This window comes from Stenotrophomonas sp. I18B00994 (genome assembly GCF_014145825.1).
Classification (GTDB): domain Bacteria; phylum Pseudomonadota; class Gammaproteobacteria; order Xanthomonadales; family Xanthomonadaceae; genus Stenotrophomonas; species Stenotrophomonas maltophilia.
Genome location: NZ_JACIUW010000005.1, coordinates 186,076 through 210,128, shown reverse-complemented (window position 1 = coordinate 210,128; position 24,053 = coordinate 186,076). Strand labels below are relative to the sequence as shown.

The window sequence follows — 24,053 nt, the reverse complement described above, 5'->3', positions numbered from 1 at the left end:
TTACCTCGCGTTGAGTGCTTCGCGCAGCGCTGAACTGCTGGCGTTGCGTACGCCCTGGGTAGTGGTAGACACGAGCTGGCGGAGCAGCTGGTTCTGTTCGGCGAGCAGAGCGTTGCTCTGCTGTATGGCGGCGGTGGTTTGCGTCTGAGCGTCGTTGTTCACGACCAGGTCGAACACGGCCCGGCTGAAGTTGTCCGGCAACGCCTCGATGGCGTCGGCCAGCGCACCCATGCTGGTTCCGTCAGGCTGATTGAGATCTCCGACCTTCATGCCATCGATGAGGCCGGTGACCCGGCCATACAGGCTGTTGTAGTCCTGCCCGCTGGCGTACAGGTTCCGTCCGAAGCCCAGTGCGGCCTGAGCGGCCGCCTGCGCGGCGCTGGTGTCGCCACCGGACACCGCCCGCTCCAGCTCCTTCATCGCTTCGCCCAGCTTCTCCTGGTCCGTCAGCGGCGACAGGTCACTGATCGACAGGCCGTACTGCATGGCCTTCTTGTCCTTGTCGATCTGCGCCTGCAGCTTGCCCATGTTGGTGGCACGCAGCGCCTCGATCTTGGCCAGGTCCTCCGCCCGAGCGCCAGACAAGCCGAGCGCCTTGGCATAGTCGTTGGCCGACTTCACCTGCTGCCGATACGTGCGCTCGATCGACAGTGCCTGCGACTGGTACTGCGTCAGGTTGGCCGTCATCAGCTGAGTGCTCACGTCGGCCATGAGGCTGGCGTAGTTCCCGAGCAGCCCGGTCACCTTCTGCACCTGGGTGGCCAGGTCCGTGCCGGCGACGGCGGCTAGATCCTGGAAGTAGTCGACCGCCTTGTTGACCTTGTCGACCTCCAGGCCATTGAGCGCCCGGCCCAACTCATCGGCGTTGCCAACGGCCAGCGCGATCGACGCACTGAGCGCGGTGAAGACGTCCGCCGATTCGAAGTAGCCGTCGAGTTGGCCACCGAACCCTGCCGCCTTGACCGCCTCGGTGTACAACCGATTGGTCATGTCGCTGAGGTATGCCTCCAGCTGCGCCTTGGCCTCAGTGGAGTCGGCCGACAACTGGAGCTTCCCCAGGTCCACCTTCACGCTGCCGAGCTTCTGGGTCAGATCCACACCCAGCTGCTTGGCCAGATCGGTTGCAGCACCCCGGACCTGGCGCGCGGCCATATCGAACGTGCGATCGATGCCGGGGTCCAGCGCGCCGAACTGCGTCCACTTCTTGTCGCTGCGGAACAGACCGCCCTTGGCCTTGATATCGGCATAGCTCTGACCATCGAATCCGCCGAAGCCATAGCTGCCCGTGATGCCCTGCCCGGTGACCTTGGGAGCCTGCCGACCGAACAGCTTCGCGTGGATGCTGGAGCCGGACAGGATCGACGCGACTTTGTCGTTGAAGCCCAAGGCGCGGAATCCCTTGTCGGCCAAGCCGACAGCCCCGGCGGTGGCGATTTTGCCGGCCCAGCTCTCACCATTGGCGATGTTCCAGCCCTGGTCGAACAACTGGGCGTTCTTCATCATGCCGGCGACAATCCAGCCGATGATGGGGACCGCCGCCGCTGCCGAGCCAGCAGCGCCTGCACCCGCCGCACCTGCGCCGGCTCCTGCACTGCCACCCCCGATCAACCCGGAGAAGCTGGAACCGGTCATCCCGGCCATGCTGGTCACGTCGCCGAAGCCTGTCAGGGTTCCGGCTGCGGCCCCGGCGGAACGGCCGAACCCGAACAGTCCCTGGCCCTTGGAAAGCAGCCCGGCCACCGTGCTCACGTTCTGGCCGCCGGCCGCAGAGCCATTGCCGCCGAACAACCCCATCAGACTCTGCAGGTTCAAGCCACCGCCCTGCCCGTTCATCCCGTTGAGGATCTGCGTCTGGATCGGGATCACGATCTTCTGCTGCAGGAACTCACGCGCCAGGTCACGCAGCCCGCGCATGGCGGCATCCTTCAGGTCGTCCCACAGGTTGTCGAAGTCCCGCATGCCGCCGGCAACGAAGTCGGCCATGGCGTCGGCGGCATCGCCCACGCCGTTGATAACCACGCCGGCCCACGCCTCAACGTTGGCAGCAGCCTCCTCCGCACGCAGCGACAGATCGGCCGATGCCCGGGCGGCGCCAAGCATGGACTGCTCGTACTGCTCGTAGCTCGCCGCCCCCTTGGACAGCGCCAGCGCCTCCTTGCCGCCAGCGGCCTCCACCGCCTTTTGCAGCTCCTGCCGCATGTCGCGCTCGTTCATCATCTCGCGCCGCGACAGCTCACGCGCACGGCCGACCTTGCCCAGCATGGCGACCTCGGCATCCATCGTCGCAAGGAGCGCCTCGGGGCTGGCTAGGGCCTTCTTGATCTCCGCGCTGGACTGCTCCAACGCCTTCTGCGACTCCAGGATCAGCGTGTTGTACGCGGCCCGCTCGATGCGCCCTTCCTTCAGCGCCTCCTTCAGCTTGTCCTCGAGCTGCTTCTGTCGCTCGGTGGCCTCGGCCAGTGACCCGGCCATCGTTGCCGCGGCCATTGCAGCCTGCTCGTTGTAGCGCTTGATCGCTTCCGCGTCTGCCTTGCGATCCTTGGCGCCTGCGCGCTCAGCGGCTGCCGACGCCTTGCGCGACTCCGTGAAGTTCTTCTGCGCAGCGGCCAGCTCCGTCTGGAGCCGGATGTACTGTGCGCCCTGCTCGATGTACTGCTTGACCTTGGGGTCATCGCGCTTGGAGAAGTCGACGCCGCTGGCTTGGGCCTCCTTGAACCAGTCATTCACGTCCAGCTTTGCAATTTCGGCAGCACTTTTGCCCACGCGGGCGAGCTGGCCCGGCAGCGACTGCATTGCCGACGCGATGCGCTTGCCAGCCGCGCCTGCCGAGTCTCCCAGAACGTTGAACGAACCCGACAGGGCGTCAGTTGCGCTCTTCGCCTGAGTACTGCTGCCTGTGAAGGCGTCGAGGATCGCACGCTTACGATCGACCTCCCTGCCAGCAGTCGCCGCGGCAGCGGTCTCTTCCGTGAGGCTCTTGGCCACGGTGGCAGCAGCTGGCGAGCCAGCGATCATTGCTCGCCATGCCGCCTCCAGACCATTGGAGAACTCATCGGCGCCAATCTTGCCGGCCTTAAATGCGGCATCCAGCCGCTGCGTCTCCTGGATGAACTCTGAAGCCTGGCTCGCTGTGGCAAAGTTCGTCGCCGCAGCGACCATCTCCGTAATCGAGCTGGTGATGGTCCGGTAGTTCTCGTCGATCTCCTTCTGCAGTCGAAGGATCTCGCCGGCCTGCATCTGGGCGTTGAGGGTCTTGAACTTCTCGATGGCAGTGTCAGCCGCACCACCAAAATCGATCAGCGCAGCCGACGCAATCTTCGTGTTGTCGCGGAAGATCAACCAGCCCGCGGCGGCAGTGGCCAACATGGTCACAATGCCCGCCGGGCCTCCCAGCATGGCAAGCGTCGCTGATCCAGCACGCGCAAGCCAGCCGGCGTTGGCCGCTGCAGCCTGCGTTTGCGCCTGAGCCAGCAGCAGCGTGGCCTGTCGATGCTCAAGGGTCGCTGCAGCGGCTTTGCTGCTCACGGACACGCTACCGCCGATCGCAGCCGTGCGGCGCACCTCCGCCTCCGCATCGAGCATTGCGGCACGGGTCCGCAGCTCGAGCTGCTGCGCAGCGGCCAAGTTCTGAGCCGCTGCGGCCCGATCTGCCGCCATACCAGCGTTGGCCGCAGCGACCCGCGCCAGTAGGGCTTTCAGCAGCGGTCCAGATGCGACTGCGGCTCCGGCGACAGCTACCATCTCCAGATTGCTGCCGAGGGCACCGATGCCGGCTGCAAGCGCCTTGGATGCGCCGGTAGCCTCGTCGGCACGGCCAATCATGACCTGCAGGTTGTTGTTGAACAGCGTCATTGCCTGCCCAACGGTGGAATCCATCTTGCCGAACGCCTCGTCCACAGCGCCAGCCTGGCTCTGCAACGCGTTGATCACCTGCTGTGACGACAACTTGCCCGCGGCGCCCAGTTCACGCAGTTTCCCGATCGGTACGTTCAGGCCCTTGGCGATGGCCTGTGCCAGGGCTGGCGCCTGCTCGAGTACCGAGTTCAGCTCTTCACCTCGAAGGGTGCCAGAGGCAAACGCCTGACCCAACTGCACGAGGGCGGCATCGGCACCCGCCGCGGACGTGCCGCTGATCACCATCGTTTTGCTGATGGTCTCGACAACGCGTGCCAAGTCTCTCCCAGACAGACCGAGGGCCTCCTGGTTCATCGCGATTCGCTGGTACAGCTCCGCAGTCGCACCCAGAGGCTGTCGCGCTGCGCCGGCAATCCGGATCACGTCAGCCTGCGCGGCAGCGAACTGCGCCTGGCCCTGCGTGACCAGTCGCAGCCTGTTGTTGAGGTTCGTCCATTCGTCGGCCTTGCCAATTGCGGCTTTTACGGCCACCAAGGCTGATGTAAGACCCACCGCCTCAGTCGCTACCCGACGAAATCCGGCCGCGACCTCATCGGCGCCGCGGCGTGCGGCGTCTGACATAGACGATTGGATCGTAGCCATGTCGCGCTGCACGACGCGCGCGGCCTTCCCGCTGTCGCGCTCGAACGATCCCGACTTCAGCAGCAGGTCGACGGTAAGGGTGTAGAGGCTCATCGCGCTTCCAAAAAAAAAGCCCGCACATGGCGGGCTTGGGGCTGATGGAAAGATGTTCTACGGAATCGGGATTTCCGACCCGTTGATGGTCATATGTGTCACGGTTCCCTCAGCGTTCGTGACACACGACGCGGATGCAGGCTTCGTGGAACCGCCTGTTTCGGAAAGGACCAGCCCGGCCCCGGCGGGCCAGGCGAAATAGTGTTCGTTGGCGGATCCCATGTCCTTTACGTACGGCACCTTGGTGCGGCTGGGGTCCGCTGACGCCGCTTGAATCGCGCTCATGCAGTTCAGCAACCCGCGCTTGGCTCCATCGTCCTGTGCCGTCGAACAGCCAGCTGCAAGCGAGAGCAGCAGCACCGGCGCCAACCTGATTAGATGCTTCATAGAACCTCCCGATATCTGCGGGGATCATGCCAGCTACGTCGGGATTTCCTCAAATTCCATGTACCCCTTGAAGTACTGCCGGCTGATGTTCTCCGCCGATGGCAGCTGTGTCGGGTAGCCGTAGAGCGCCGACCGCGCCGCCAGTAACGGGTCGAACGCCTTGCTGACCATGTCCCGGTACTGCGGCACAACGCAAGAGCGCCGGCGTCCCGCGATCGCAGCCGCCACCGTCTCCCAATCGGTCCCGCCCAGCCCACCGCCGCGCACGGCAGCTGTCGCCCGGCCGGACAAGGTGCAGGTGAGCCGGCGGTACAGAGGCCCGGGAACCGTGTTGACCTGGCCGCCCTTGGTGCGGGTGTGCACGCTGGTGTCGGTTGTGGCCACCGCCCAACCGTCGCTGATACCCACCTCGACTGCCCGAAAGATCGCGATCTCGCCCACGTCGACGTTCGTGGCAGTTGTGTCGATCTCGACGGACACCGTCGATACCAAGGCGCTGGCCTGCGGGAACAGCCAGGCGCAGACACTGCCGTCTGGCAGGCGCACGGTGGTCCCGGTCGCGCCGGCGGCGCTGACCTGCACACCGGGCGGAATGTTGAGGCCGAGAATCGCAATGATCCCCGGGAACACAGCGTCGGCCAGGGTGATCGTGATCGCCAGCGAGCCAGTTCGCCGGATCCGCGACGCGCGGCCCGGCTTCCCGTCGAAGAGCGCCGAGCCCTGGTCCGCACTGAGCCACGTGCCACCGGTGAGGGTCACCGTCGCGACTGCCGGCATGCCATATCCAATCAACACGTCATCATCCCCACACCGTCAGTACCACGTCCCCCGTGGCAGGGTTGCGCTCAACACGGCGCACCAGCACCGGCTTGCCGTCTTCAAGGCCATATCGTCCGTAGGTGAGCCGGCCAATCTGTCCCGGCAGTGGCGCCAGGTCCTGATCACCACGCACCGCCAGCTGGTAGAAGTGGCGCTGCACCCGGTACAGGCCGAGGACGCGATCAATCTCCTGCTGCGCGTCGGCCGCATGCCAGAACACTGAGATGACCGGGTCAGCAGCCTCTGCCCGCTGGTAGTGGGCGTGCAGCGGACCAGCGCCATACACCTGCCCCCGGTAAAGGCCGGTCAGTTCGTCGCGCCTGGACTGCGGCACATCGACAACGTCGGTGACCAGGTCTGACGCGCCCAGCGCTTGGCCGTTGGGTCGGTAGGCCATGCGTCGAGTCAGGTTCGGAGCATCATCGGGCACCATGACCAGGTCAGCGGCCAGATCATCCTCCGACAGATCGAAGGCGACCGCGCCGGCATGATCCTCGGGCGCGGTCACGCGGACGAAGCGCAGCACCCCAGATGGATCCTGATAGCAGCCGGCGCCGTAGCTGGGTAGTAGCGCATTCAGCGCAGCGCGACCGGTCATGGCTGTTCCTGCGTAGTAGCCGATGCCCATATACCCCGTGGCGTGGTCGATATCCGCACAGTCGCTGGCCGACCACGCCGCTCGGCCCAACCGGGCCATCACATCACCCACCGCCTGTTCCAACCGCGCCGGCATCATGCTCGGTCCGATGCTCGATGCGTCCACGACAACCGGCGTCACGGGGGGGGACTTCAACAGCAGCTGCTGCCCGTCCGGAGCCTCGCTGTAGGTGCCGTCCTCCATCAGGTCACCGCGATCCATCACCGCATCGATGTAGACCCGGCTGTCGGCCACGAACATTGAAGTCGCATCCGAGTTGGCGCCCATTGCCGGGACGCTGGCCACTGCCCCAATCACTACCGGCTGCGGCTTCCATGCCAGTGACGCCACATTTGGCAGGAACACACCCTGGTTGATGGTTTCATCCAGATAGTCGTGCGCATCACGCAGGTGCAGCGTCTTGGTGCCGTCGTCGTTGATCTCGATCTGCTCGATCGCGCAACGGAAGGCCGGGACCGCGTCGGCCCGCATCCCGTTTTTGGGCGCCAGCAGGACCTGCACCGAGCTGCCAGAGGCACCAGTGCCCGCCATCCCGTCCAGCAAACCTTCCGCATCGACCACGACGCACTCGGCGGCCGCGGCCTGGGACACCGGGTCACCGCCCCACGGCCAGAACGCCAGCTCCTGGATCAGGTTGACGCCCTCGGCCACCAACCCCTCATAGCGAACGTTCGCCGGGCTATCGCCGGGCGCAGACAGCCAGTCCACGTCGGCCAGCCGGGTCGGGCTGACGGATGCAGCGGGCAACCGCCAGCCAGCCGCCGCCGCCTCGCTTCGCGGCCCCCACTGCCCTGCGTTGACCGCGAGGCACAGCCCGCCCGCCTTGGTTGCGGCCAGTGACGCGGCGAAGAACAGCGGCCCAGACAGCTGCAGCTCGCGCACCAGGATCTGCGCGCCGTTGAGGTAGAGCCGCAGCTGGCGAGGGGTCGAGAACACGACCTGCAGCCCGACAATATCGCCGTGGGTCACCGCCGGCAGGCCAGTGCCGATCGCTCCTCCAGCCTGCAGCAGGCGCCCGGCGGCGAGGTCCCAGCCGATGCTGGCGAGATCCGCACCCAGCGCCTTGTTCAGCGCTGTCGGGCCCGTGGCGAAGCCTACGAGGGCTGCAAGGGCGTCATCGCCCCACACCGCAAACTCCACGCCCACCGTCCCGGCATCAAGGCCGAAGTCGGAGCGCGCGTGGCTCGCCAACGTGGTGGCGCCGGTGGTGGCCAGGGTAAGCCCGCCATCTCGCGCAGCGAGCAACGGACCAATGGGCGTGGCGGCGAACCGCCCGAAAGTGTCGGTCATGGTCATCCCAGTCCATCGAACCAATCCTGCGCCTCGTCCTCATCGGACCGTGGCACGAGAGCGTCGAGGTAGTGCTGAAAGGAGCGCTTTGTCCCGCCCTGGCTGTGCGAGGCGGTTATATACGCGGCGAAGGCAGCGGGCTTGATGTACAGGCTCACAGGGTCGATGGGGTTCCGCTTGTGGAACTCCCACCATTCCAGGAACTCCCGACGCGACATGCTCGCCTGCAGCTCCGGCACCGTGCGATGCAGGTGGCCGGCGAGGACCTTCCAGAACCAGTCCTCGCCGCGCTGCCTTAGCCGTTTCCCGCGTCAGCCTGGGCTTGGGCAGCATCCTCGCCGAAGCCGGAATGCTTCATGGCCACGCGCTGCAGCTCAGCGGCCACCAAGGGCTTGAGCTGGGCGGCCTGCTCCACGTTCATGACGGGCTTACCGTCCTCGTCGCAGATGGTCGCTGCGATCAGCTTGGCGCGATCGCCTTCGCCCCACAGCTTGCGGAACTCCGCGTCCGGCAGCTCGCGCACATGGAACTGTGCCTTGGCACCGTTGGGCAAGGTGATCGTGTCGGCGCGAACGTCCTTGGAGGCGAACATGCCCAGGTTGGTGAACGACTGCAGGATGCTCACGGGCTGCTGCGGCTGGGTTTGGGTGGTTTCGCTGGTCTTGCTCATTGGCCGTTTCCTTGAATGGCGACAGGGCGCGCGGGCCCCGCACGGCTAACACGCGGAGGATCCGCGCGCCCTGTCAGAGAGATGGCCCGCCGGAGCGGGCCTGGGTGTGCGCCGTTCCCGCAGCCTTACGGCGTCGGGCGGTGCGTGGTGACGGCGCCGGAGCCGCGGATGGTGATGGTCGCCTTCCAGACGTCGTTGTCCTGGCTGGTCACTGCGAAGTTCTGCACGAAGCCGTCGAACTGCTTGGACAGCACGGTGTCCGGCGGGGTGATCTTGCCGGCAACGGCCGTCGGCTTGGCCACGCCTTCGGTTTCCGACAGCGGCGCGGTCACCAGCCAGTTCACGACGGCACCGGTCTCATGCAGCTCTTCCAGCTTCTCGTGGTCGACGCTGTCGTAGATGATCTCGATGCTGGTGCTGCCGGTCTGCTTGCGGCCGGCGACGAACTGGTCCCAGTCGTCGTCGTAGTCGGAGATATCGATCTCCGATGCCTGGCCATCGGGGAAGCCGACCGAACGCAGGCGGGTCACCTTGATGACCTCGGCCGCGCCGGTGGCGACGAACAGCTGGGAGTGCTTCGACTTGATTACCTGTCCCATAGGGATTTCCTTGTATTGCGCCCGTCGCCGGGCATGAAAAAGGCCCCTTGCGGGGCCAGCGGGTTGCCGTTGTGTAGATCAGCGCAGCTGCAGGAGCCGCACGTCGAATGAAATGCCCACCGAATCCGTGCCGTCGCTGTCGGGGCTAGGGTTGTACGACTCGATGCCGCCCACGCGCTCCACCACGTCGCGGATAGCAACGCCAACGGCGTTGGCTTGGCTGAGGACCTCGCCCCATACGGTCATTCGGACCCGCCAGCCGTCAGCCGGCGACGGTTCGGACAGCATCGCGGTTGGCGAGCCGTTGACCACCTCCCAAGTCGCGTAGGGGAGCGGCGTGTTCTGAGGCGCGCTACCCAGGAACAGTCGGACAGGGTCGCCGAGCACTTGCCGAACGACCGCATCGCTTTCGAGAAGGGATTGGATCAAAGGAACCATCATCGCCAGCCATCCTTTTTCAGCTGCTTGTCGAGCGCCGCCCAGGTCTCATCGATGACCACTTGGGCCGCTTCCGGTCCCTTGGCCTCGCCTGCTGGCGTGAGGAACGGGGACGCCCGCATGTTCTTGGTGCCGAACTCGACGAACCGCCAGTAGTAGGCCCAGCCTCTATCGACATAGGTTCTACCGGTCCGCCCACGCCGTTGATTGCGCTTGGTGTTGGCGTACTTGCGGCGGCGCCCCGTCTTAACGCCTACAGTGAAGTACTCGCCGCTTCGGCCTACACCTGCGCGCTGTCTGCTCTTGGAGTTGGCCCGGCGGGTGACGATCTGAGACGCCATGAAGCCCGTTGCTTTCGGCGCCCGGCGTCTGGCGTCGTCCCGGATGACATTGCCGCCCTTGCGCATGCCGGCCTGGACTGCCCTGCCCTGGATGGCCTTGGGAGCCTCCCGCAGCGAGCGCAACAGGCCATCCAGCCCTTGAATTGACACTTGCTCAGCCATTGCCCAACCCCGCTACGGCGATGATCGCCATCTCACTACCGTCGTTGCTCGGTGCAATGCTCTTGATCGCATAAGGCTTGCCCCGCTCGACAATGCGCCAAGTGGGCTCGACATGTCGCGGGAGCATGTCCCACCGGACCTGCTCGCGGTATCGCTCCGCCCCTGCGGCGACCGCCTCGGCCGTCGCGCTAAGTTGGTTCGTCTTCTTTGCCCACGCCGCGGCGACGAGCTGCCATTCCTTCTTGGGCGGCCCACCAAGCGGATCGCGGACGTCGACTGCGCGCTCGAAGCGGATCAGGTGCCGGCGCTGGCCTGCTGAAGTAGCCATCAGAAGCGCTTCCTGTACCAAAGAAGTCGTGACACCCCGAGGGCAATCTCCGAGGTCAGCTCACCCAGGGCACTCCGGTTCTCCGCCCAGCTGCCGACCATCAACAGAACCGCCTGGTGCACATCCGCCGTGAGCACCATCTCTTCTTCGCCGGACGGCTCACCCTCAACCAGGCGGCGATCGCAGTGCATCTCCACGTGCACGAGGGCCGCGTCGACGTACGTCTGCAGGAGCGCATCGCTGATCTCATCGACAACGCGGCACTGCTCGCGCACAAGCGCGAGGTCGAGGGTGATTGCCATTACTCGGGATCCTTGTTCTGGGCTTCGGCCAACACCGCCGCCAGACGAGCAGCGCCCCAGCGGCGATCGAACTCGACGCCAGCGGCCTCCAGCTGCTGGATCAGGAGCGCCCTTTCATCAGCGCCGACCTGATCGGTTGCCGGGCTCCCTGCGGCGGCGTCGGCAACAGCGCCGGCCGTGACAGCTTCACCGGACGCAGCACCATCGACCACCGGTGCGGCTGTGCTTGGGACTGCGTCGGTGCTGGTAGTTCCGTCCACACCGTCGCCCTCGCCCGCCTTCAGTTCGCTGGGCTTGGCCGGCTTCGTCTCCTGGGGTGCGGCACCTTCGTGGACCTGTACCACCAGGCCCTTGCCGACCAGCGCGTGTCCGTATTCCGGATCCACGCCGTCGAACACGTCGCCAGCCTTCACATCGGCGGTCTCGGCGTTGAGCTTCGGGGCGTCGCCGCGGAAGCCCCATTCGGCTTTGATCTTCATGTTCCTGCTCCGTATAGAAGAGAGAGGCCGGCGCGCCGCCGGCCTCGTTCGGGATCAGCTCGCTATCACGCCTGCGGCTTGAAGCGGCCCTTCACGAATGCCTCGACGCGGCGCTTAGCCAGACCCAGGCGCTCTTCCACCAGCAACACGCGCTGGTTCTTCACGAAGTCGTCGTTGATCAGGCCGACCTTGAACAGGAAGCTCATGCGGTCGTAGATGGTGGCGCCGCGCTGGAAGTTGGCGACCAGGAACTCGCCACCGGTGGTGGTGCCGTCGCCTTCGTCCATGCTGTCCGACGCGACCACCGGCCGGCCCCACAGGATCGGGGTAACGAAGCCCTGCAGGTTGGCGAACAGGTAGCGGTTCTGGCTGTCCTTCTCCAGCTCGATGTTCATCCAGTCCAGCTCGGTCATCACCGTGGCGTCGGCCGACAGCTTCGACTGCTTGCGCACCTGGTAGATGGCGCGGCGGACAGTGTCGATCGAGGTGTCGCTCGCCTTCGAAAGGGCGTCATCGAACAGCGTGGCGTCAGTCATCAGGCCGGGCAGGTTGTTGCCCAGACCGTCGCCCTTCAGGATCTGGACTTCTTCTTCCAGCTTCAGGTCGTAGCGCAGCAGCTGCTGCAGGTAGCCGTACATCTGCGGCACGTCGTCCAGCGTTTCGTCGGTGACCGGGATCCAGACCGCCAGCTTCTTCACCAGGTCGGTCTTCTGCTCGAAGGTAACGTTGCTCTGCGGCTTGGCCCCGCCTTCGCCGACCGGGCCGGCGCCGCGGGTGTGCAGCTTCTCGCGGAAGTAGGTGTAGCTCTGGCCGGTGACGGAGATCGACGGGATCAGGTCGCGAATGCGCAGTTCCTGGCGGATGCCCGGCTGGATCGTCGGATCGAAGTTCGGCACGACGATGCCTGCGCTGGTGACCGCCTTGGTCTCCTGCATGGACGCCAGATCGTCCTTCTTGACCTCGATCTCGGCGGCCGACTTCTCACGGCCCTGCAACGCCTTGTATTCGTCGTTGCCCTTGATGAAGTCGATGAAGCCTTTCTTCGTGCCGGGCTGGTTGCCCAGGCCGATGCCCTTTTCTTCCAGCTTCAGGACCTTGTCGACGACCTTCTGGATCTCGTCGGTGGCGGACTGGATCTGCTTCTTCAGGTCAGTGGTGACCTGGTTGCCCTTTTCGATCTCGGCCGAGGCGCTGTCGTACTTCTTCTGCAGGCCGGCGAAGCCGTCCTTCAGCTGCTTTTCTAGGCCCTCGCGGATATCACTGATGTTCTCGCTCATTGGTTCATACCTTTGAAAATGGATTCGATGGATGTGCCGAGTTGCTTCAGCTGCTTCACGGTCTCCGTGTCCCCAATGCCACCGTCACGGTGGATCGCGGGAAAGCCGAGCGAGGCGACGGCCGCCGCCTCTTTCTGGGACAGCCCCATGCGTTCGCGCAGGGCCGATTCGAAAGCGCGAACGTCGGACTTGACGCTCATCACCTGTGCTTCCGGGTTCATGCCAAATGGAACGACCGATGCCTCCCACAGTTCGGCCTTCTTGATGACGCGCACCCGCCGCCCCTCGCGGTTCTCGATCGCGTCCTCCAACGTGTTGAAGCCGACTGACATTTCGTCCAGGGTGCCGGCCTTCATCAGCTCGTAGGCGTCCTTGGCGTAGCTGACGTTGAGGTTGACCTTGCCCTTCAAGTGCAGGCCGTTGCCGTCCTGTTTGAACTCGGCATCGCCGATCAGCCGGGTCAGGTTGTGGTACAGCGCCAGGCGCAGTCGGCCAGTCCGAGTCGTCTTCACCTTGACGAAGGCACCCGGGAGGATCAGGTCCTCGCCGAGATCCACGTTGTTGAACACCGAGGCATAGCCCTCGAAGTTGCCGGCATCGTCTGCCGCCTTTACCTCGAACGGGCAGGAATACTTGCTAAGCATTGGCGGGATCTCCCGTTGGGTCGTCGTTACTGGAATCGGGCTTGTTGCTGGTCCACCGTGTGACCTGGTTGTATTGCTCGCCTTCCAGCACAGGCAGGTTCTCCTTCACCCGAACCTCGTTGATCGTCATCCAGCCAGAGCCGCCGGAGCCGCCTAGGGCCGTCTTGTAGTAGGTAGAACGGGCGCCGCTGTCGGCCCGCAGGAGGCCCTCCACGACAGCCTCCACAAACATGTCGCCATCAGCGAACAGCTTGTCGTTGATCTCGCTCTCGATCGCGTCGAGGTAAGGCTTCAGGCCAAAGGTGACGAAGCCGCTGGTTTGCTGCTCCAAATTGGAGCCCAGTACGGACGTGGAGCGAGCGCGGTTGGTCAGGTACAGCGGAACGCCCCAGATGCCGGCGAGCGCCTCCTCCTGAAACTGCTGCGATTCGATGAATTGGCTGTCTTTCTGGGTTAGGCCCGCCGGCGTGATCGTCGGCCCGCCCTGCAGGATTGCCATCTTGCCGAGGTCGTCCACATCGCCCTGGCGGATATCCGGCAGCTTCGCCTTGATTTGCGCCTGCTGCTCCTTGGTCAGGAAGCCGGGATAAATGATGTATCCACCGGTGAAGCCACCCTTGCGCATGAACCGGGCGGACCAGTCCTGCGCAGCGCGCGCGAGGCCGATGGTTTCGGCTTGATACTCGACTGGCGACAGGCCAGTGATGCCATCTGGGCTGAACAGCTTGAAGTGCAGCATGTTCTGCGGCGAGACCGGCGTTTCGCTGCCGTTGATCGTCGCCCAGTAGATCAGGCCGTCGTCGGTGTCGATGCGGACGCTATCCACCGGCACGGGAATCAGGCCGATCCATCCACCGTCGTCGTCACGTTGGATGATGGCGAAGGCATTGCCGCGCAGCGCCATGTTCACCACGACCGCCTTGATCAGGTCCAGCCACTTGATGAACGGATTCGGCTTGCTCAGCAGGCGAAGCAGACGGCGCCTCTGCGGGCTGCTCCCCCTGACCAGCTGGCGGAGGCCGCCCGCGTCCTCATACAGCTTCCAAGGCAGCCCCGCGGCGGACTCGGACAGCACCTTCACGCACGACCAGACGATGCTGACCGTCAGCGCCTTCTTGGGCGTCACCCGGACGCCCGCCTTGGTGCCTCGGCCACCGGTGGACAGGTCGACCTCCACGTAGTTGCCGGTGGCAGGGTCGTCGTATCCGAAGAACCGCCAGCTCAGCGGGTTGTACCAGCGAAAGGTAGTCATCCGATCAGTCCAAAGAAGCCGTTTTCCAGGTAGTCGTCTATGCCGCCGGCATCCGGTGGCATGGCGTGTGCCGCGCCGATGGCCATGCAAAGGGCCACCGCCGCGTCGATCTTGTTTGCCGACCTGGCCTTCGACAGCCAGCTGTTGCCCCAGCGGTCCGATTCGATGACGGCGGACATGATTGCGGACACCAGAACGGGGTTGCGGCGCAGGCGCAGGCGACCCTCCAGCAGCGCCTCTTCCAGCAGGCGCAGCGATCCGGGCATCCACATGCCTTCAGGTACGGGCTGCCCCGACTGCTCGGCGGCTTCCACCGCCGCTTCCAGTGGCTTGCCCTTTTTGCAACCGCCCTGCGGGTGCTCCGCGAAGGTCACAGATAGGCCAATGTCGTTGACCTCCTCTTCGAAGCGGCGGAACGCGTAGCGGTCGTACGCGACCAGCTGCACGTCATAGCGGCTGTCGTACTCGGCCATAACCTGGGCCACGTGCCGGAAGTTGATGGCCTGCCCTTGTGGCGCGTGCAGGTGTCCACCGTTGACCCACGTGCGATAGGGCAGCTTGTCCTGCAGTTGCCGTTGATCCAACGTGTCGCCGGGCGTCCAAGCCTCGATCCAGGCGTCGAACGTCGGCTTCTCGATGATCAGCTTCTCGCCCTCGACCTCCACCTCCACCGGTACAGTGCCGGTTTCCACGACCGCAGCCATCGCGGTGATATCGCGAACCTGCGACAGGTCGAGGCCCAGGTAGACCTTGCGCCCCTCATGCATGCGCGGGTCGAAGTCGGCCAGCGCCGGTTCCAGCGTTGGGCGCGTCATCCAGGCGGTCTCCGCATCGGTCCACACGCAGAAGTGCAGACGAAGAATGCCGTTCAGTGACCCGGGGATCGCTTTGGCTTGCGCCACCACGTCCGCCAGGTACTGCTCGGTGATAGTTACCCCCAGCAGGGGATTGGCCTTTGCCCAGCAGCTGGGGTCCTCAAGCGGGTCGTCGCCGTCGTCCAGGCTGCACACGTAGCTGAAGGTGCGGTCATCGATAACGCCGCCGACGAAGGTCGGATCGTTCACCGCCTCGGTATGGCCGGCGGCGACCTTGACGGCATGCTCGTGCTCCTCCCAACACACCGAGGTCCGGTCGCTGCCGGAGTTTGTGATCATGAAGAGCAGCGGCTCGCGGCGGAACTTGAAGCCGCGCTCCAGCATTTCGATGATTCGCCGGTCGGGAAGCTCGTGCACCTCATCGACCAGCACGAAGAACGGTCGAGGACCGGAGCCGGTACGGCCCGTATCGCGCGACACCGGCCGGAAGAAGCTCGCGCTGGCGTGGTGCGCCATGCTGAACTCCCGCCCCTCACCGCCAGCGAACTCGATGCGCTTGGCCAGGAGCGGCGACTTCTTAACCATCTTCACCGCGTCGGCGAACAGGATGCCAGCCTGGTCCTTCTTCGCCGCCGCCGAGTAGATCTGTGCGCCAGCCTCGCCTGCAGCCGTCATCCCCAGCAGGCCGAGCCCACCGGCCAGTGGGCTTTTGCCGTTGCCCTTCCCCTGCTCGATGTACGCGCGGCGGAACCTGCGAAGCCCGTCTGCGCCCTTCCAGCCAAAGAGCGAGCCGATGATGAACGCCTGCGAAGGGTGCAGCTCGAACTTCCGGCCCTCGAACTGACCCTCGGAGAGCATCAGGACGTTCTCGAAGTAGCGGAACGCGTACTCGGCAGCCCCGTGGTCAAAGTAAAGGCCCCGTTCGGGGCCTTCGATCAGATCCTGCAGGTGGCGCCGGCAGGCGTTTCGGACATGAGGGCCGGCAACTATCCGGCCAGCCACCACATCCAGCGCATACGCCTTAGTGCGGTCGGCCGGAGCTGGGGCCACCGAAGAATTCTTCGCCCTGGTCTTCTTCGTCACCGCCATGCGAGACCTTCGATTCATCCACAGGTGTGGCGCCCAGCTTCGAAAGAATCGAGCTGAGCGCCTGGGTTGCTGACACGCCGAACTCGGCTTTCGGGTCATCCATCCGGGCCGTCCAGAGGCAGGCAAGGCGGAGCAGTACTCGGTGGCTTGCGTTGAGCCAGGGCATTTCCGTCGCGAATTCCTTCCACGCCCGCTTCTCCGCCGCAGTCATGGCCTTGTACGGCTCGCCCAAGCTTCGTGTGCCCGCCGGCTTCTTCCGGCCAGCGTGCCGGCCGGGATTCTTGATGGCGGCGCCGCTTGTCGCAGCCTTTGCGACGGGCAATCGGGGCCTTGGCATGAATTCCTCGGGAAAATGCGGGATTTCTTAACTGGGAGCGCCCGTTCGAGGGTCGTCCCGTGAATTGTGGATACGCGAATTTAGGGGGGCGCACGGTCTAGGAGCCGGCCAACGCCATAAATTCGCCCCCCCTACCCCGTTGGCGTGGAACGATGAACCGTGGAACCGTCAGTGACCGATCGGCCAACCGTCGGTGTCACACCCACGGACCTGCGCGGCGCCTCGCTCGAGTCGGGCCTGGTCGCTGCTATGGCAGTTGGCGCACTGGCTGTCGAAGGGACCAGTCCAGAACATCTCCTCCGTTTCACCGGCGGGGTGTCCGTTCGTGTGGTTGCACACGGTGGCGACGGTGACATGGCCTCTTGCCTTGCACCTGCAGCACAGCGGTTCGCGCTCTAACTGCGCCTTACGCGTGCGTTGCCAGCGCGCGGTGCCATACAGGTGTGCGAAGGCGCTGCCGCCTGTCTGCCGAGTCCTGCCACGGCGCTGGGTCGGGCCCGCCGCCATCAGTACGGCTTCCCGTCCAGGTCGGCGCGCGCAGGCTCGGCACCATCGTCCTGCACCGGTGCGCCAGCCTCCTCGCCCAGCAGCTGCGCCACCGCTTGCACCAGCAGCCCCACGTGCATGGCCAGCTCGGCGATCTGCTTGCCCTGCTGCTCGACGATCCCGACCAGTCGGTCGATGCGGCTGTCGGTGCTGCCCTCAATCAGGCCCGCTAAGGCAGAGACAGCAGCAGCGCGCGCAACCTCTTCAATCCGTGCAGCGTCCATCACCAACCCTCGTCGTTCTCAGTACCAGGCCGCGGCGTATCCACCACTCGACCCGCTCCCAGTCCGGCTCCATGCCCGTGACCCGGGCAAACCACACCACGGCAGCCAGATACCACCGCAACCACCAGCGCAAGCGGACCGATGCAGTCACTGTCGCCCGCATCAGAACTCCTCCACTTCCCAGCCACCGCCGTCGCGCTTGCGCCTGACCTTCACCGCAATGAAGCGGAACGGGTACATGGCTGCTGCGATCTTGATCTTGGCCCGGGCGTCGTCCTGCCAGTGCCCTTTCACCTCGTGGCACTCCATGACGCCGTCGGCAGCCATGACTGCAAAGTCCGGGGTGTAGAACGTGTTGTCCGCCAGGCGCAGCTTCATGCCCTCGAACCGGTGCCATTGGACCTCGCCCGCAGCCTGCAGCGCGCGCAGCCGCTCGGCATACGCAGCCTCGGTCTTGTTCATCTCGCCGGTCTTCAACCGGCCCAGTGCCAGCAGCCGCCGGTTCATGGCGTCACCGGTTGACGGTCAGCTGCGATCACGGCCTGGCAGGCCCGGACATGGTCGTCGGCGTCTCGTCCGATTTGAACAAGAGCGCCCGCGACCTCTGCTCGTAGTTGGGCTGCCTGGTCACGTTCGACGGCGCCGGCGACCGCTTCGGACAGGCGAGCGGTATTGCAGGTGGCGAGGTCGTCGCGCAACTGGAGACGACCAGCGCGCAGGTCAGCCACAACAGCAGCAGGGACGGTCTCGGCCGCAGCGCGGTCTTCTTCATGCTTCGCTCCAATGGCGGCCAGTGTCTCGGCCTGAGCGTGCTCGGTGGCACGGGTCTGGTTGACCTGGGCTGCAGCTGCCTCGGCACCGGCGGCGCGCTGGGTGGCCTCTCTGCCCTCTGCCCGGTCACCGCGCCAGGCCCAGCCAACTCCGACCATGGCGCCGGACCACAGGACGAACGCGGCGACTGTGATGGCAACGCGCTTCACGGCCGGCCCTCACACATCCGGCGCTCAGCGGCCCGGCGGTTCACCAGGCCCTGCACGCGCTTGCCACCGGCGTACACCCAGCGGTCCAGCTCCGGGCACCAGCTCGCGGCGGGCTGGCCAGCGTTGATACGCCCCACCAGTGTTGAGCGGCAAGCAGCGCCTACGCCCACGTTGTAGGTCCAGCTGAGCAGAGCCGCAGCCTCGTGGGGCTGTAGTGGGACGCGGATACATGCCTGAATACCGGTCAGGTACTGCCCAAGCCGGCTGTTCAACCTCTCGGCGCACTCCTGCTCGGTGTAGACCGCCTTTTCCGGGCGGCTGGTATCGCCGTAGCAGTAGGTGGCTACGCCGACCATGTCGACGTAGGGAGTCGGCGAGTAGCCTTCCCATGGCTTAACCAGCGCGGCCGCGGCCAAAGCAATGACTGCGGCGGCGCTGCTACCGATGATCTTGGCCTTCATGCTCGCGCCCTCTGCCGCCATTCGCGAACCCAGCGCCAGCCCAGATAGCTGATCTGACCCACCAGGTAGATGATCGTCAGGACCACCACCACGCGATCGAGGTTCGCTCCTGCGGCGACCGCGCCGGCTACCGTCACCGGTGGAGCAGCCTTCGCTACAGCACCAGCGGCAGTGCCAATGATTTCGTCCTTCATGGTGGCCCCGTAGCTCGTCCGGTTCGGCATATGCCCCTCCCGGTTGATTGGTGCCCGCCCCTAGCGCCGGCTGGGCACGAGAGTTTGTCCGGCTGGGACGCGGGCAAAGAAAAAGCCCCGGCTGGGCCGGGGCTTGCGTTTGGATGGTGGTCAATTTGACCGCCAATCTGCGGACCCTGCAAGTCCTCACTACGCAGCGCGATTCAGTGCCCGGGAGAACTGCTCGGCAGCAACATGCTCCGCACTTCGCATGCGCTCCAGCATCCACTCGTACACCGGACGCCAGAACCGTCGATACGCCGCGTCGTCGGCACCGATCGCCGCCCCACGCTTGCGGCCGCTGAGCTGCTCCAGCCCCATGCCGCCGCATGCTTCGCACTCAACGACTCCGCTCCCCGTCGGCGCGGCCTGAACCCGCGTGCCTTGGCACGTCTTGCAACAGCCACAGCTGGCCATTTCCGCAATCACTGCGCCGGCCAGTACCCCAAGCTGCTCCATGGTGTTGTTCGGCCAGGCTGCAGCGCGCGCCTCATCAAGCGCGTTCTCGGTCCTCTGTAGTTCGCGCCGCTGCGCATCCGTTACCTGGCTGCCACCCCACCCCATGCACGCCTTGGCGATACCGAACTCCGTTCGTGCGGTAGCGAGGTCGTGCATCTGCCGGATGAACTCCGGGGCTACCAGCCCGATTACCGCTTTGCGCAGATGATCGCGGCGGCGAGAAGCGCTCTCAGGCCACCACAGCGCCTCCATCAGCTCCCGACCGAGCCCGTCCTGCACGTACGCCATGGCGGCGGCAATGTCCTGCGTCGTCAGCTCGGGGCGTCCACCGCCGCCGCATGCGTCAAACCGCTGCGTTTTCGGCCCCATGCGGCTTGCCAGCAGCTCGCGTGCCCTGCTCATTTCCATGCGCCTTCCCCTTGGTGGTTTGCTCGTGCAGCGCGCGATCGCGCATCGTGGTCATTCAGTGCGGGCCTTTTGAGGGCCTCTTTCTCTGCCCGGTTGTGGCCCGTCAAGAAGGCACCTCCGGGCCGGCCGGCTCGGCCGCAAAGTGCGTGATCTTGGGGTTGTCGCCCCGCCAGCTCCCGAACACCGGCCGCTTGCTCACCGAGTCCCACAGCATCAGCCGCGTCCCGTCCTGCGGCGCTTCCGCGATGGGCAGCCATTTCTCTACGACCTGGGCGCGTTGATTCCATGCCGCAACAATGTCTGCCTCACATTCCTCAGCAAGTTGTTCCAACGCGGAAATGCACTGGCAATGGATCCTCCGCCAAGGAACGTCACCGTAGATAAAGTGCTCCTGCGAGAAGGCTTTAACGCTGGCCGAGCCACCACAGAACGGGCATGGCTTCAGGTCGAGGACCGTCATGCTGCGCGCTCCCAGCTGGCTGTCAGGCGCTGGACCTTGCCGCCACGGGCCATGAACTCCTCCACCGTCTCGGCCGGGCCATCGGCGAGCACACGTGCCTTGGCTCGCTTGGGCCGGGACACCGTGTTGTGGTCCATCCGCCGCTCGCGGGGCGCACGCTGGGGGTTGATCTTCGGCGCCATGGCCTTCGTCTTCTTCATGCTGCCGCCCTCAGTTCGTTGATGTAGGTCTGCTGTGCGATCAGGTCGTCGTCCGACCCAAACGCCTCGTGGAACTTCTTCGAGTAATGCAACGGCGGGCCCCAGCGCTCCACCATCTGCTGCTCGGTCATGCCCTCTCTCAAATGGCGCTGGTGGTGCCACTGACACAGCGCGTAGCCGAAGAAGTGGCCGCGCCGCCGGTCGCCCGATTTGGCGTGGTTGTACTCGCAGCCGTAGACCACATAGCGCTGCGCCATCAGCCCTTGCGAGTAACGCACCAGGCAGGCCATACACGGACCCGTCTTGGCCAGCTCGATCCGGGCCGCTTCTTCCTTCGTCGGCCGCGGTGCCTTCGACCACATCAGCGCAGCTCCGGGATCGGGCCGGCGTAGCGGGTGATCGGGATCCGCCGCATGCCGTCGCGCCAGACAGTCATCCCGCGCGTCGCGTAGACCACCATCGGCTTGATCCCGTAGCCGTAGGCCAGATACCAGCCTGCCTCGGCCACCGGCTCGCTCACCGGGCGCACCTCGACATTGAAGTGATCGGGGCTCATGCCGCCTTGTCTCCCAGCAGCTCCGCGATTTCTGCCAGGCGCTGACGGGTTCGGGCATTGGCGGTCGGCGAGGCCTCAACGGTGCCAGCCAACAGCGCCACCGGGTTGAAGGCGGGCGTTGCCGGAGGCAGTGCAAGGTGTTCCGCCACCCGCTCGTGCGTCAGCTGGCCGGCGGCGACGGCCTGCTGCAGCACGCTATCCCTTCCCGACACATCGGCTCCCAGAGACAGCTGGTACGCGGCCGTGCGGTGTGCAGCGCGCGCTTCCTTCACCAGCCGGGTGTAGACCTCCAAGAAAGCCGGCCGGGCCGCGATCTTGTCGCCCGCCTGCACCAGCGGCAACGCCGCCGCCCACGCATCGCGGGTCTGCTCCGTCCACACCACGGTCGCACCTTCGTCGGCGGCACGGATCGCGTTGGCCCATGCCTCATTCGGTGCCGGGTGGCCGTCCTCGATGCGTTCGAGGATCGCCGCCAGCGAAAGCCGCGCCTTCAGCTCCCGGCGGCACGACGCCAGCGCGCGCTCCAGCATCGGCAGCGGGTACTGCGCCAGATCCGAAACCATGTAGGCCGCGGCGTTCGGGCTGAGCTGGTCGCCAATCACCTCGGCGGTGGCCACCAGCAGATCGACCAGCCGATCCTGCTCCTGATTACCCAGCATGTGCCGCCCTCCGCTGTGCCAGCAGGGCCTTGGCCGCGTCAGCGGCGCCCAGGTTGGTTTGCGTCTTGTCGGTCTGCCGCGCGGCCTCTTCGGTAACCTGCCGGCCGGTGGCCCACTGCGTGCGGTATGCCTCGCACTTCGCCAACAGCGCGCCCAGGTCGTGCATGTTCTGCACCACGTAGCGCTCGTTGACCGTCAGGAACCACGCGGCGACCAAGGGCGCCTCGCTGTGCCCGAGCCGCTGCACGATCTGCCGGACGTTGGCGTTGACCTTCGCGTTGCGCACCGGTGCCACACCGTGGCGGTCACGGTAGGCACTGGCGTAGGCCGTCCAGGTAGCACGGCACGCAGCCTGCAGGTCGGTCTCGGAATCCACCGCCAGCGGCGCGGCCGGCAGGCCCGCCGGAAATGACGGTTCACCTGACGGTTCATTGAGGGTTATATGACGGTTAGGCGGCACGGGGCGCACCCCCAGACCTGCGCCCGGTGCATCCCCCCCTGCATGGGGCGCATCCCCTCCTGCACCGGGCGCACCCCCTGCATGGGGCGCAGCACCTGCGCCCGGTGCAGTACCAGCTTTTCCTGCCTTGCGGCCAGCCTTCGACGGCGCAACGGCCTTGTCGAAGTTGGCCGGGGTAACCTTGTAGACCGTGCTGCTGTTGAACCGGCGGTCACGGGTCAGCAGGCCAACGGCCTCCAGATGATCCATTGCCGTGCGCACAGCGCGCGCCGACATGCAGCAGCGCGCGGCGATGGTGCCCACCGCCGGCCAGCACACACCGTCGTCGTTGGCCTGATCAGCCAGCGAGATCAGCACAGCCTTCTGCGTGACGCTCAGGCCCTGCAGCGGCCAGCACTGCGACATGATGATGGTCGACATGTCAGAGCCCCAGCGGCATGTTCTGGCCCGGGGCAACCGGCCACCAGGTGCAGGCCGGCTTACCGGTCGTAGCGCACGGCGCCGACGGGCCGCGCCAGATGCGGCCCTCTCGAGCCAGCTCCGGCAAGCGACGGCCGAGCATGTGGCGGTCAAGGCCAGTCAGCGTCGACAGGTGCAGGCTGCTCTGGCCCGGGTGGCGGATCACCGCCGCTTCGGTCTTGGCATGCTGGACACGCAACGCGCCGCTGGCGACAAGGTCAGCAGCAGCGGCGTGGCTGGTGTGCGGATCGGAGGAGCGAGCAAGATGGCTCATCGGCGCGCCCTCCCCTTCGCTGCAGCGCGCGACACGTTGCGGATGAGGCGATGCGCCATCGTGATCAGCGAGTTGGCCTCTTCCACCATCAGGCGTGCTTCGTCGCTGTCGATCTGGCGGTCGGCCATCGCCTCCACTGCAGTGCCGGACAAGCGCCCCACCCGCGTCGTGATCTCCAGCAGCTTCGTCTGGATGGCGCCAATCTCGTCCGACCAGCCGCCCTCCGGCGGCGGCGGAACGGTGGCCACCGCCATGCCGAACTGCCCGGCCAGCGCCTGCATCCAGTCCAGGGCGTAATCGCTGCCGCCGGCCTTCTCCTGCATCCACTCGGTCAGCAGTTCGGCGATTTCCATCGTCACAGACTCACCTTCCAGCCCGCGCAGCTTTGCGCGCAGCGTTTCCGGGTGCATGGACTTGCCGCGTCGGTCGGCCAGGAATGCGGCCGCGTCCACGACACCACCGGGCGTCTTGCGCACGGAGTTGTAGAGAACGTCGAGCCAGTTGAGTGCGGATGTACGGCAGGTCATGGGTCACCTTGGGAAAGGCTGTGTTTCAAGGTTTCGGGCTGGGCCCGGGTGGCGCACGATGGGCGCCATGGAGATCAACAAGTCAGGGACGACGGCCAGGGACGGCCTTTCAAGCGGTGTCGACCGGGGCGATGCGATTCGCGTCGGGATCCTCGTTCGCGGGCTCAGCAGCGGCCTCTGCCTCAACACCGAGCAGGCGCTGGATCTGCGGCAGCGCGGGCAGGACGCCCTCTTCCGGCCACGCCTCTACCTCTTCCACGGGCAGCTGCAGCAGGATGGCCAGGTGCTTGTCGCTATCCATACCGAGCTTGGCGCGCAGCGCGCGCTTGCTCATACGGCTATCGATTTCTGCGCGCAGCTGCGCGACTGCCTCGGTCTGGGATTCCGCAGGATCTGGCCCAAAGACGTCAGGGCGAAGCTGGTGGCGGGAGACGCCGGTGGCCAGCTCGATTGCGATGCAACGTTCTGCGGGAACGCGACAGCGGTCGTACCAGCCGGATACCGACGGCGGCTTGATGCCGAGAAGCTGAGCAAGAGCCTGCTGGCTCCCTGCCGACTGAACTGCTCTATCGAGTGCTGACATGTTCATGGCAGCTATTAGTCCACAGCTAACAGCTTATTGCAAGCTGACAGCTGCACGAATTCGATTAGTTACCAGCTAACCTGCCGC

32 protein-coding genes are annotated in these 24,053 nt (G+C 65.5%); all 32 read right to left on the bottom strand.

Going from position 1 to position 24,053, the window contains the following annotated elements:
* Positions 1-4,590, bottom strand: coding sequence for a tape measure protein (locus tag H4O10_RS07770; RefSeq protein ID WP_182680997.1), 4,590 nt, complete (start codon positions 4,588-4,590; stop codon positions 1-3).
* 57 nt (positions 4,591-4,647) lie between these two features.
* Positions 4,648-4,977, bottom strand: a complete 330-nt coding sequence (locus H4O10_RS07765) for a hypothetical protein (RefSeq protein WP_182680996.1) — start codon at positions 4,975-4,977, stop codon at positions 4,648-4,650.
* Between the two features lie 33 nt (positions 4,978-5,010).
* Positions 5,011-5,754 carry a hypothetical protein gene (locus tag H4O10_RS07760; RefSeq protein ID WP_182680995.1) on the bottom strand — a complete coding sequence of 248 codons (744 nt, stop codon included), beginning with the start codon at positions 5,752-5,754 and terminating at the stop codon, positions 5,011-5,013.
* Between the two features lie 22 nt (positions 5,755-5,776).
* Positions 5,777-7,744 (bottom strand): hypothetical protein, encoded by a 1,968-nt coding sequence (locus tag H4O10_RS07755; protein ID WP_259394414.1) that lies wholly within the window; start codon positions 7,742-7,744, stop codon positions 5,777-5,779.
* Between the two features lie 2 nt (positions 7,745-7,746).
* Positions 7,747-7,983 (bottom strand): hypothetical protein, encoded by a 237-nt coding sequence (locus H4O10_RS07750; RefSeq protein ID WP_237826717.1) that lies wholly within the window; start codon positions 7,981-7,983, stop codon positions 7,747-7,749.
* A 56-nt stretch (positions 7,984-8,039) separates the two neighbouring features.
* Positions 8,040-8,414, bottom strand: coding sequence for a hypothetical protein (locus H4O10_RS07745; protein ID WP_053497214.1), 375 nt, complete (start codon positions 8,412-8,414; stop codon positions 8,040-8,042).
* A gap of 125 nt (positions 8,415-8,539) precedes the next feature.
* Complete coding sequence (locus H4O10_RS07740; RefSeq protein ID WP_182680993.1) at positions 8,540-9,013, bottom strand: phage tail tube protein; 474 nt, start codon at positions 9,011-9,013, stop codon at positions 8,540-8,542.
* A gap of 78 nt (positions 9,014-9,091) precedes the next feature.
* Positions 9,092-9,454, bottom strand: a complete 363-nt coding sequence (locus H4O10_RS07735; RefSeq protein WP_049432445.1) for a DUF3168 domain-containing protein — start codon at positions 9,452-9,454, stop codon at positions 9,092-9,094.
* Positions 9,451-9,954 carry an HK97-gp10 family putative phage morphogenesis protein gene (locus tag H4O10_RS07730; RefSeq protein ID WP_182680992.1) on the bottom strand — a complete coding sequence of 168 codons (504 nt, stop codon included), beginning with the start codon at positions 9,952-9,954 and terminating at the stop codon, positions 9,451-9,453. Before H4O10_RS07730 ends, H4O10_RS07735 begins: the two co-directional genes overlap by 4 nt.
* Complete coding sequence (locus tag H4O10_RS07725; RefSeq protein ID WP_182680991.1) at positions 9,947-10,282, bottom strand: head-tail adaptor protein; 336 nt, start codon at positions 10,280-10,282, stop codon at positions 9,947-9,949. Before H4O10_RS07725 ends, H4O10_RS07730 begins: the two co-directional genes overlap by 8 nt.
* On the bottom strand, positions 10,282-10,584 hold the full coding sequence (locus H4O10_RS07720; protein ID WP_060381232.1) for a head-tail connector protein: 303 nt from the start codon (positions 10,582-10,584) through the stop codon (positions 10,282-10,284). The genes H4O10_RS07725 and H4O10_RS07720 overlap by 1 nt, the downstream gene beginning before the upstream one ends.
* Positions 10,584-11,063 carry a hypothetical protein gene (locus H4O10_RS22165; protein ID WP_220487009.1) on the bottom strand — a complete coding sequence of 160 codons (480 nt, stop codon included), beginning with the start codon at positions 11,061-11,063 and terminating at the stop codon, positions 10,584-10,586. The genes H4O10_RS07720 and H4O10_RS22165 overlap by 1 nt, the downstream gene beginning before the upstream one ends.
* Before the next feature lie 65 nt (positions 11,064-11,128).
* Positions 11,129-12,340, bottom strand: a complete 1,212-nt coding sequence (locus H4O10_RS07710; protein WP_182680990.1) for a phage major capsid protein — start codon at positions 12,338-12,340, stop codon at positions 11,129-11,131.
* Positions 12,337-12,984 carry an HK97 family phage prohead protease gene (locus H4O10_RS07705; protein WP_134945719.1) on the bottom strand — a complete coding sequence of 216 codons (648 nt, stop codon included), beginning with the start codon at positions 12,982-12,984 and terminating at the stop codon, positions 12,337-12,339. The genes H4O10_RS07710 and H4O10_RS07705 overlap by 4 nt, the downstream gene beginning before the upstream one ends.
* Entirely contained in the window at positions 12,977-14,236 is a 1,260-nt protein-coding gene (locus H4O10_RS07700; RefSeq protein WP_182680989.1) for a phage portal protein, read from the bottom strand. The genes H4O10_RS07705 and H4O10_RS07700 overlap by 8 nt, the downstream gene beginning before the upstream one ends.
* The gene (locus H4O10_RS07695) at positions 14,233-16,140 is read right to left on the bottom strand and encodes a terminase TerL endonuclease subunit (RefSeq protein WP_237826720.1); all 1,908 of its coding nucleotides are present in this window, start codon (positions 16,138-16,140) and stop codon (positions 14,233-14,235) included. Before H4O10_RS07695 ends, H4O10_RS07700 begins: the two co-directional genes overlap by 4 nt.
* Positions 16,073-16,243, bottom strand: coding sequence for a hypothetical protein (locus H4O10_RS22260; RefSeq protein WP_021203799.1), 171 nt, complete (start codon positions 16,241-16,243; stop codon positions 16,073-16,075). The genes H4O10_RS07695 and H4O10_RS22260 overlap by 68 nt, the downstream gene beginning before the upstream one ends.
* A 740-nt stretch (positions 16,244-16,983) precedes the next feature.
* Complete coding sequence (locus tag H4O10_RS07685; RefSeq protein ID WP_182680988.1) at positions 16,984-17,247, bottom strand: hypothetical protein; 264 nt, start codon at positions 17,245-17,247, stop codon at positions 16,984-16,986.
* Between the two features lie 162 nt (positions 17,248-17,409).
* On the bottom strand, positions 17,410-17,754 hold the full coding sequence (locus tag H4O10_RS07680; RefSeq protein ID WP_182680987.1) for a DUF1064 domain-containing protein: 345 nt from the start codon (positions 17,752-17,754) through the stop codon (positions 17,410-17,412).
* On the bottom strand, positions 17,751-18,227 hold the full coding sequence (locus H4O10_RS07675) for a lysis system i-spanin subunit Rz (RefSeq protein ID WP_182680986.1): 477 nt from the start codon (positions 18,225-18,227) through the stop codon (positions 17,751-17,753). Before H4O10_RS07675 ends, H4O10_RS07680 begins: the two co-directional genes overlap by 4 nt.
* Entirely contained in the window at positions 18,224-18,688 is a 465-nt protein-coding gene (locus H4O10_RS07670; RefSeq protein WP_182680985.1) for a lysozyme, read from the bottom strand. Before H4O10_RS07670 ends, H4O10_RS07675 begins: the two co-directional genes overlap by 4 nt.
* The gene (locus H4O10_RS07665; RefSeq protein ID WP_032954460.1) at positions 18,685-18,882 is read right to left on the bottom strand and encodes a hypothetical protein; all 198 of its coding nucleotides are present in this window, start codon (positions 18,880-18,882) and stop codon (positions 18,685-18,687) included. The genes H4O10_RS07670 and H4O10_RS07665 overlap by 4 nt, the downstream gene beginning before the upstream one ends.
* A gap of 189 nt (positions 18,883-19,071) precedes the next feature.
* Positions 19,072-19,782 carry a hypothetical protein gene (locus tag H4O10_RS07660; protein WP_182680984.1) on the bottom strand — a complete coding sequence of 237 codons (711 nt, stop codon included), beginning with the start codon at positions 19,780-19,782 and terminating at the stop codon, positions 19,072-19,074.
* A gap of 109 nt (positions 19,783-19,891) precedes the next feature.
* Positions 19,892-20,248 (bottom strand): Lar family restriction alleviation protein, encoded by a 357-nt coding sequence (locus H4O10_RS07655; RefSeq protein ID WP_182680983.1) that lies wholly within the window; start codon positions 20,246-20,248, stop codon positions 19,892-19,894.
* On the bottom strand, positions 20,245-20,448 hold the full coding sequence (locus tag H4O10_RS07650; protein WP_182680982.1) for a hypothetical protein: 204 nt from the start codon (positions 20,446-20,448) through the stop codon (positions 20,245-20,247). Before H4O10_RS07650 ends, H4O10_RS07655 begins: the two co-directional genes overlap by 4 nt.
* Positions 20,445-20,810 carry a Ref family recombination enhancement nuclease gene (locus H4O10_RS07645; protein WP_182680981.1) on the bottom strand — a complete coding sequence of 122 codons (366 nt, stop codon included), beginning with the start codon at positions 20,808-20,810 and terminating at the stop codon, positions 20,445-20,447. The genes H4O10_RS07650 and H4O10_RS07645 overlap by 4 nt, the downstream gene beginning before the upstream one ends.
* Positions 20,810-21,004 (bottom strand): hypothetical protein, encoded by a 195-nt coding sequence (locus tag H4O10_RS07640; protein ID WP_065200530.1) that lies wholly within the window; start codon positions 21,002-21,004, stop codon positions 20,810-20,812. Before H4O10_RS07640 ends, H4O10_RS07645 begins: the two co-directional genes overlap by 1 nt.
* The gene (locus H4O10_RS07635; protein WP_182680980.1) at positions 21,001-21,663 is read right to left on the bottom strand and encodes a hypothetical protein; all 663 of its coding nucleotides are present in this window, start codon (positions 21,661-21,663) and stop codon (positions 21,001-21,003) included. The genes H4O10_RS07640 and H4O10_RS07635 overlap by 4 nt, the downstream gene beginning before the upstream one ends.
* Positions 21,653-22,543, bottom strand: a complete 891-nt coding sequence (locus H4O10_RS07630; RefSeq protein ID WP_182680979.1) for a helix-turn-helix domain-containing protein — start codon at positions 22,541-22,543, stop codon at positions 21,653-21,655. Before H4O10_RS07630 ends, H4O10_RS07635 begins: the two co-directional genes overlap by 11 nt.
* A 1-nt stretch (position 22,544) precedes the next feature.
* Positions 22,545-22,856, bottom strand: a complete 312-nt coding sequence (locus tag H4O10_RS07625; protein WP_182680978.1) for a winged helix-turn-helix domain-containing protein — start codon at positions 22,854-22,856, stop codon at positions 22,545-22,547.
* Positions 22,853-23,383: a phage regulatory CII family protein gene (locus tag H4O10_RS07620; protein WP_182680977.1), complete on the bottom strand. Its 531-nt coding sequence runs from the start codon at positions 23,381-23,383 to the stop codon at positions 22,853-22,855. Before H4O10_RS07620 ends, H4O10_RS07625 begins: the two co-directional genes overlap by 4 nt.
* Before the next feature lie 109 nt (positions 23,384-23,492).
* Complete coding sequence (locus tag H4O10_RS07615) at positions 23,493-23,972, bottom strand: YdaS family helix-turn-helix protein (RefSeq protein WP_182680976.1); 480 nt, start codon at positions 23,970-23,972, stop codon at positions 23,493-23,495.
* Between the last annotated feature and the right edge of the window lie 81 nt (positions 23,973-24,053).

Bases quoted from the DNA above. Each gene is read 5' to 3' on its own strand.
- H4O10_RS07770 (WP_182680997.1), bottom strand. From the start codon at position 4,590: ATGAGCCTCTACACCCTTACCGTCGACCTGCTGCTGAAGTCGGGATCG.
- H4O10_RS07765 (WP_182680996.1), bottom strand. From the start codon at position 4,977: ATGAAGCATCTAATCAGGTTGGCGCCGGTGCTGCTGCTCTCGCTTGCA.
- H4O10_RS07760 (WP_182680995.1), bottom strand. From the start codon at position 5,754: ATGCCGGCAGTCGCGACGGTGACCCTCACCGGTGGCACGTGGCTCAGT.
- H4O10_RS07755 (WP_259394414.1), bottom strand. From the start codon at position 7,744: ATGACCGACACTTTCGGGCGGTTCGCCGCCACGCCCATTGGTCCGTTG.
- H4O10_RS07745 (WP_053497214.1), bottom strand. From the start codon at position 8,414: ATGAGCAAGACCAGCGAAACCACCCAAACCCAGCCGCAGCAGCCCGTG.
- H4O10_RS07740 (WP_182680993.1), bottom strand. From the start codon at position 9,013: ATGGGACAGGTAATCAAGTCGAAGCACTCCCAGCTGTTCGTCGCCACC.
- H4O10_RS07735 (WP_049432445.1), bottom strand. From the start codon at position 9,454: ATGATGGTTCCTTTGATCCAATCCCTTCTCGAAAGCGATGCGGTCGTT.
- H4O10_RS07730 (WP_182680992.1), bottom strand. From the start codon at position 9,954: ATGGCTGAGCAAGTGTCAATTCAAGGGCTGGATGGCCTGTTGCGCTCG.
- H4O10_RS07725 (WP_182680991.1), bottom strand. From the start codon at position 10,282: ATGGCTACTTCAGCAGGCCAGCGCCGGCACCTGATCCGCTTCGAGCGC.
- H4O10_RS07720 (WP_060381232.1), bottom strand. From the start codon at position 10,584: ATGGCAATCACCCTCGACCTCGCGCTTGTGCGCGAGCAGTGCCGCGTT.
- H4O10_RS22165 (WP_220487009.1), bottom strand. From the start codon at position 11,063: ATGAAGATCAAAGCCGAATGGGGCTTCCGCGGCGACGCCCCGAAGCTC.
- H4O10_RS07710 (WP_182680990.1), bottom strand. From the start codon at position 12,340: ATGAGCGAGAACATCAGTGATATCCGCGAGGGCCTAGAAAAGCAGCTG.
- H4O10_RS07705 (WP_134945719.1), bottom strand. From the start codon at position 12,984: ATGCTTAGCAAGTATTCCTGCCCGTTCGAGGTAAAGGCGGCAGACGAT.
- H4O10_RS07700 (WP_182680989.1), bottom strand. From the start codon at position 14,236: ATGACTACCTTTCGCTGGTACAACCCGCTGAGCTGGCGGTTCTTCGGA.
- H4O10_RS07695 (WP_237826720.1), bottom strand. From the start codon at position 16,140: ATGGCGGTGACGAAGAAGACCAGGGCGAAGAATTCTTCGGTGGCCCCA.
- H4O10_RS22260 (WP_021203799.1), bottom strand. From the start codon at position 16,243: ATGGATGACCCGAAAGCCGAGTTCGGCGTGTCAGCAACCCAGGCGCTC.
- H4O10_RS07685 (WP_182680988.1), bottom strand. From the start codon at position 17,247: ATGGACGCTGCACGGATTGAAGAGGTTGCGCGCGCTGCTGCTGTCTCT.
- H4O10_RS07680 (WP_182680987.1), bottom strand. From the start codon at position 17,754: ATGAACCGGCGGCTGCTGGCACTGGGCCGGTTGAAGACCGGCGAGATG.
- H4O10_RS07670 (WP_182680985.1), bottom strand. From the start codon at position 18,688: ATGAAGGCCAAGATCATCGGTAGCAGCGCCGCCGCAGTCATTGCTTTG.
- H4O10_RS07665 (WP_032954460.1), bottom strand. From the start codon at position 18,882: ATGAAGGACGAAATCATTGGCACTGCCGCTGGTGCTGTAGCGAAGGCT.
- H4O10_RS07660 (WP_182680984.1), bottom strand. From the start codon at position 19,782: ATGAGCAGGGCACGCGAGCTGCTGGCAAGCCGCATGGGGCCGAAAACG.
- H4O10_RS07655 (WP_182680983.1), bottom strand. From the start codon at position 20,248: ATGACGGTCCTCGACCTGAAGCCATGCCCGTTCTGTGGTGGCTCGGCC.
- H4O10_RS07650 (WP_182680982.1), bottom strand. From the start codon at position 20,448: ATGAAGAAGACGAAGGCCATGGCGCCGAAGATCAACCCCCAGCGTGCG.
- H4O10_RS07645 (WP_182680981.1), bottom strand. From the start codon at position 20,810: ATGTGGTCGAAGGCACCGCGGCCGACGAAGGAAGAAGCGGCCCGGATC.
- H4O10_RS07640 (WP_065200530.1), bottom strand. From the start codon at position 21,004: ATGAGCCCCGATCACTTCAATGTCGAGGTGCGCCCGGTGAGCGAGCCG.
- H4O10_RS07635 (WP_182680980.1), bottom strand. From the start codon at position 21,663: ATGCTGGGTAATCAGGAGCAGGATCGGCTGGTCGATCTGCTGGTGGCC.
- H4O10_RS07630 (WP_182680979.1), bottom strand. From the start codon at position 22,543: ATGTCGACCATCATCATGTCGCAGTGCTGGCCGCTGCAGGGCCTGAGC.
- H4O10_RS07625 (WP_182680978.1), bottom strand. From the start codon at position 22,856: ATGAGCCATCTTGCTCGCTCCTCCGATCCGCACACCAGCCACGCCGCT.
- H4O10_RS07620 (WP_182680977.1), bottom strand. From the start codon at position 23,383: ATGACCTGCCGTACATCCGCACTCAACTGGCTCGACGTTCTCTACAAC.
- H4O10_RS07615 (WP_182680976.1), bottom strand. From the start codon at position 23,972: ATGAACATGTCAGCACTCGATAGAGCAGTTCAGTCGGCAGGGAGCCAG.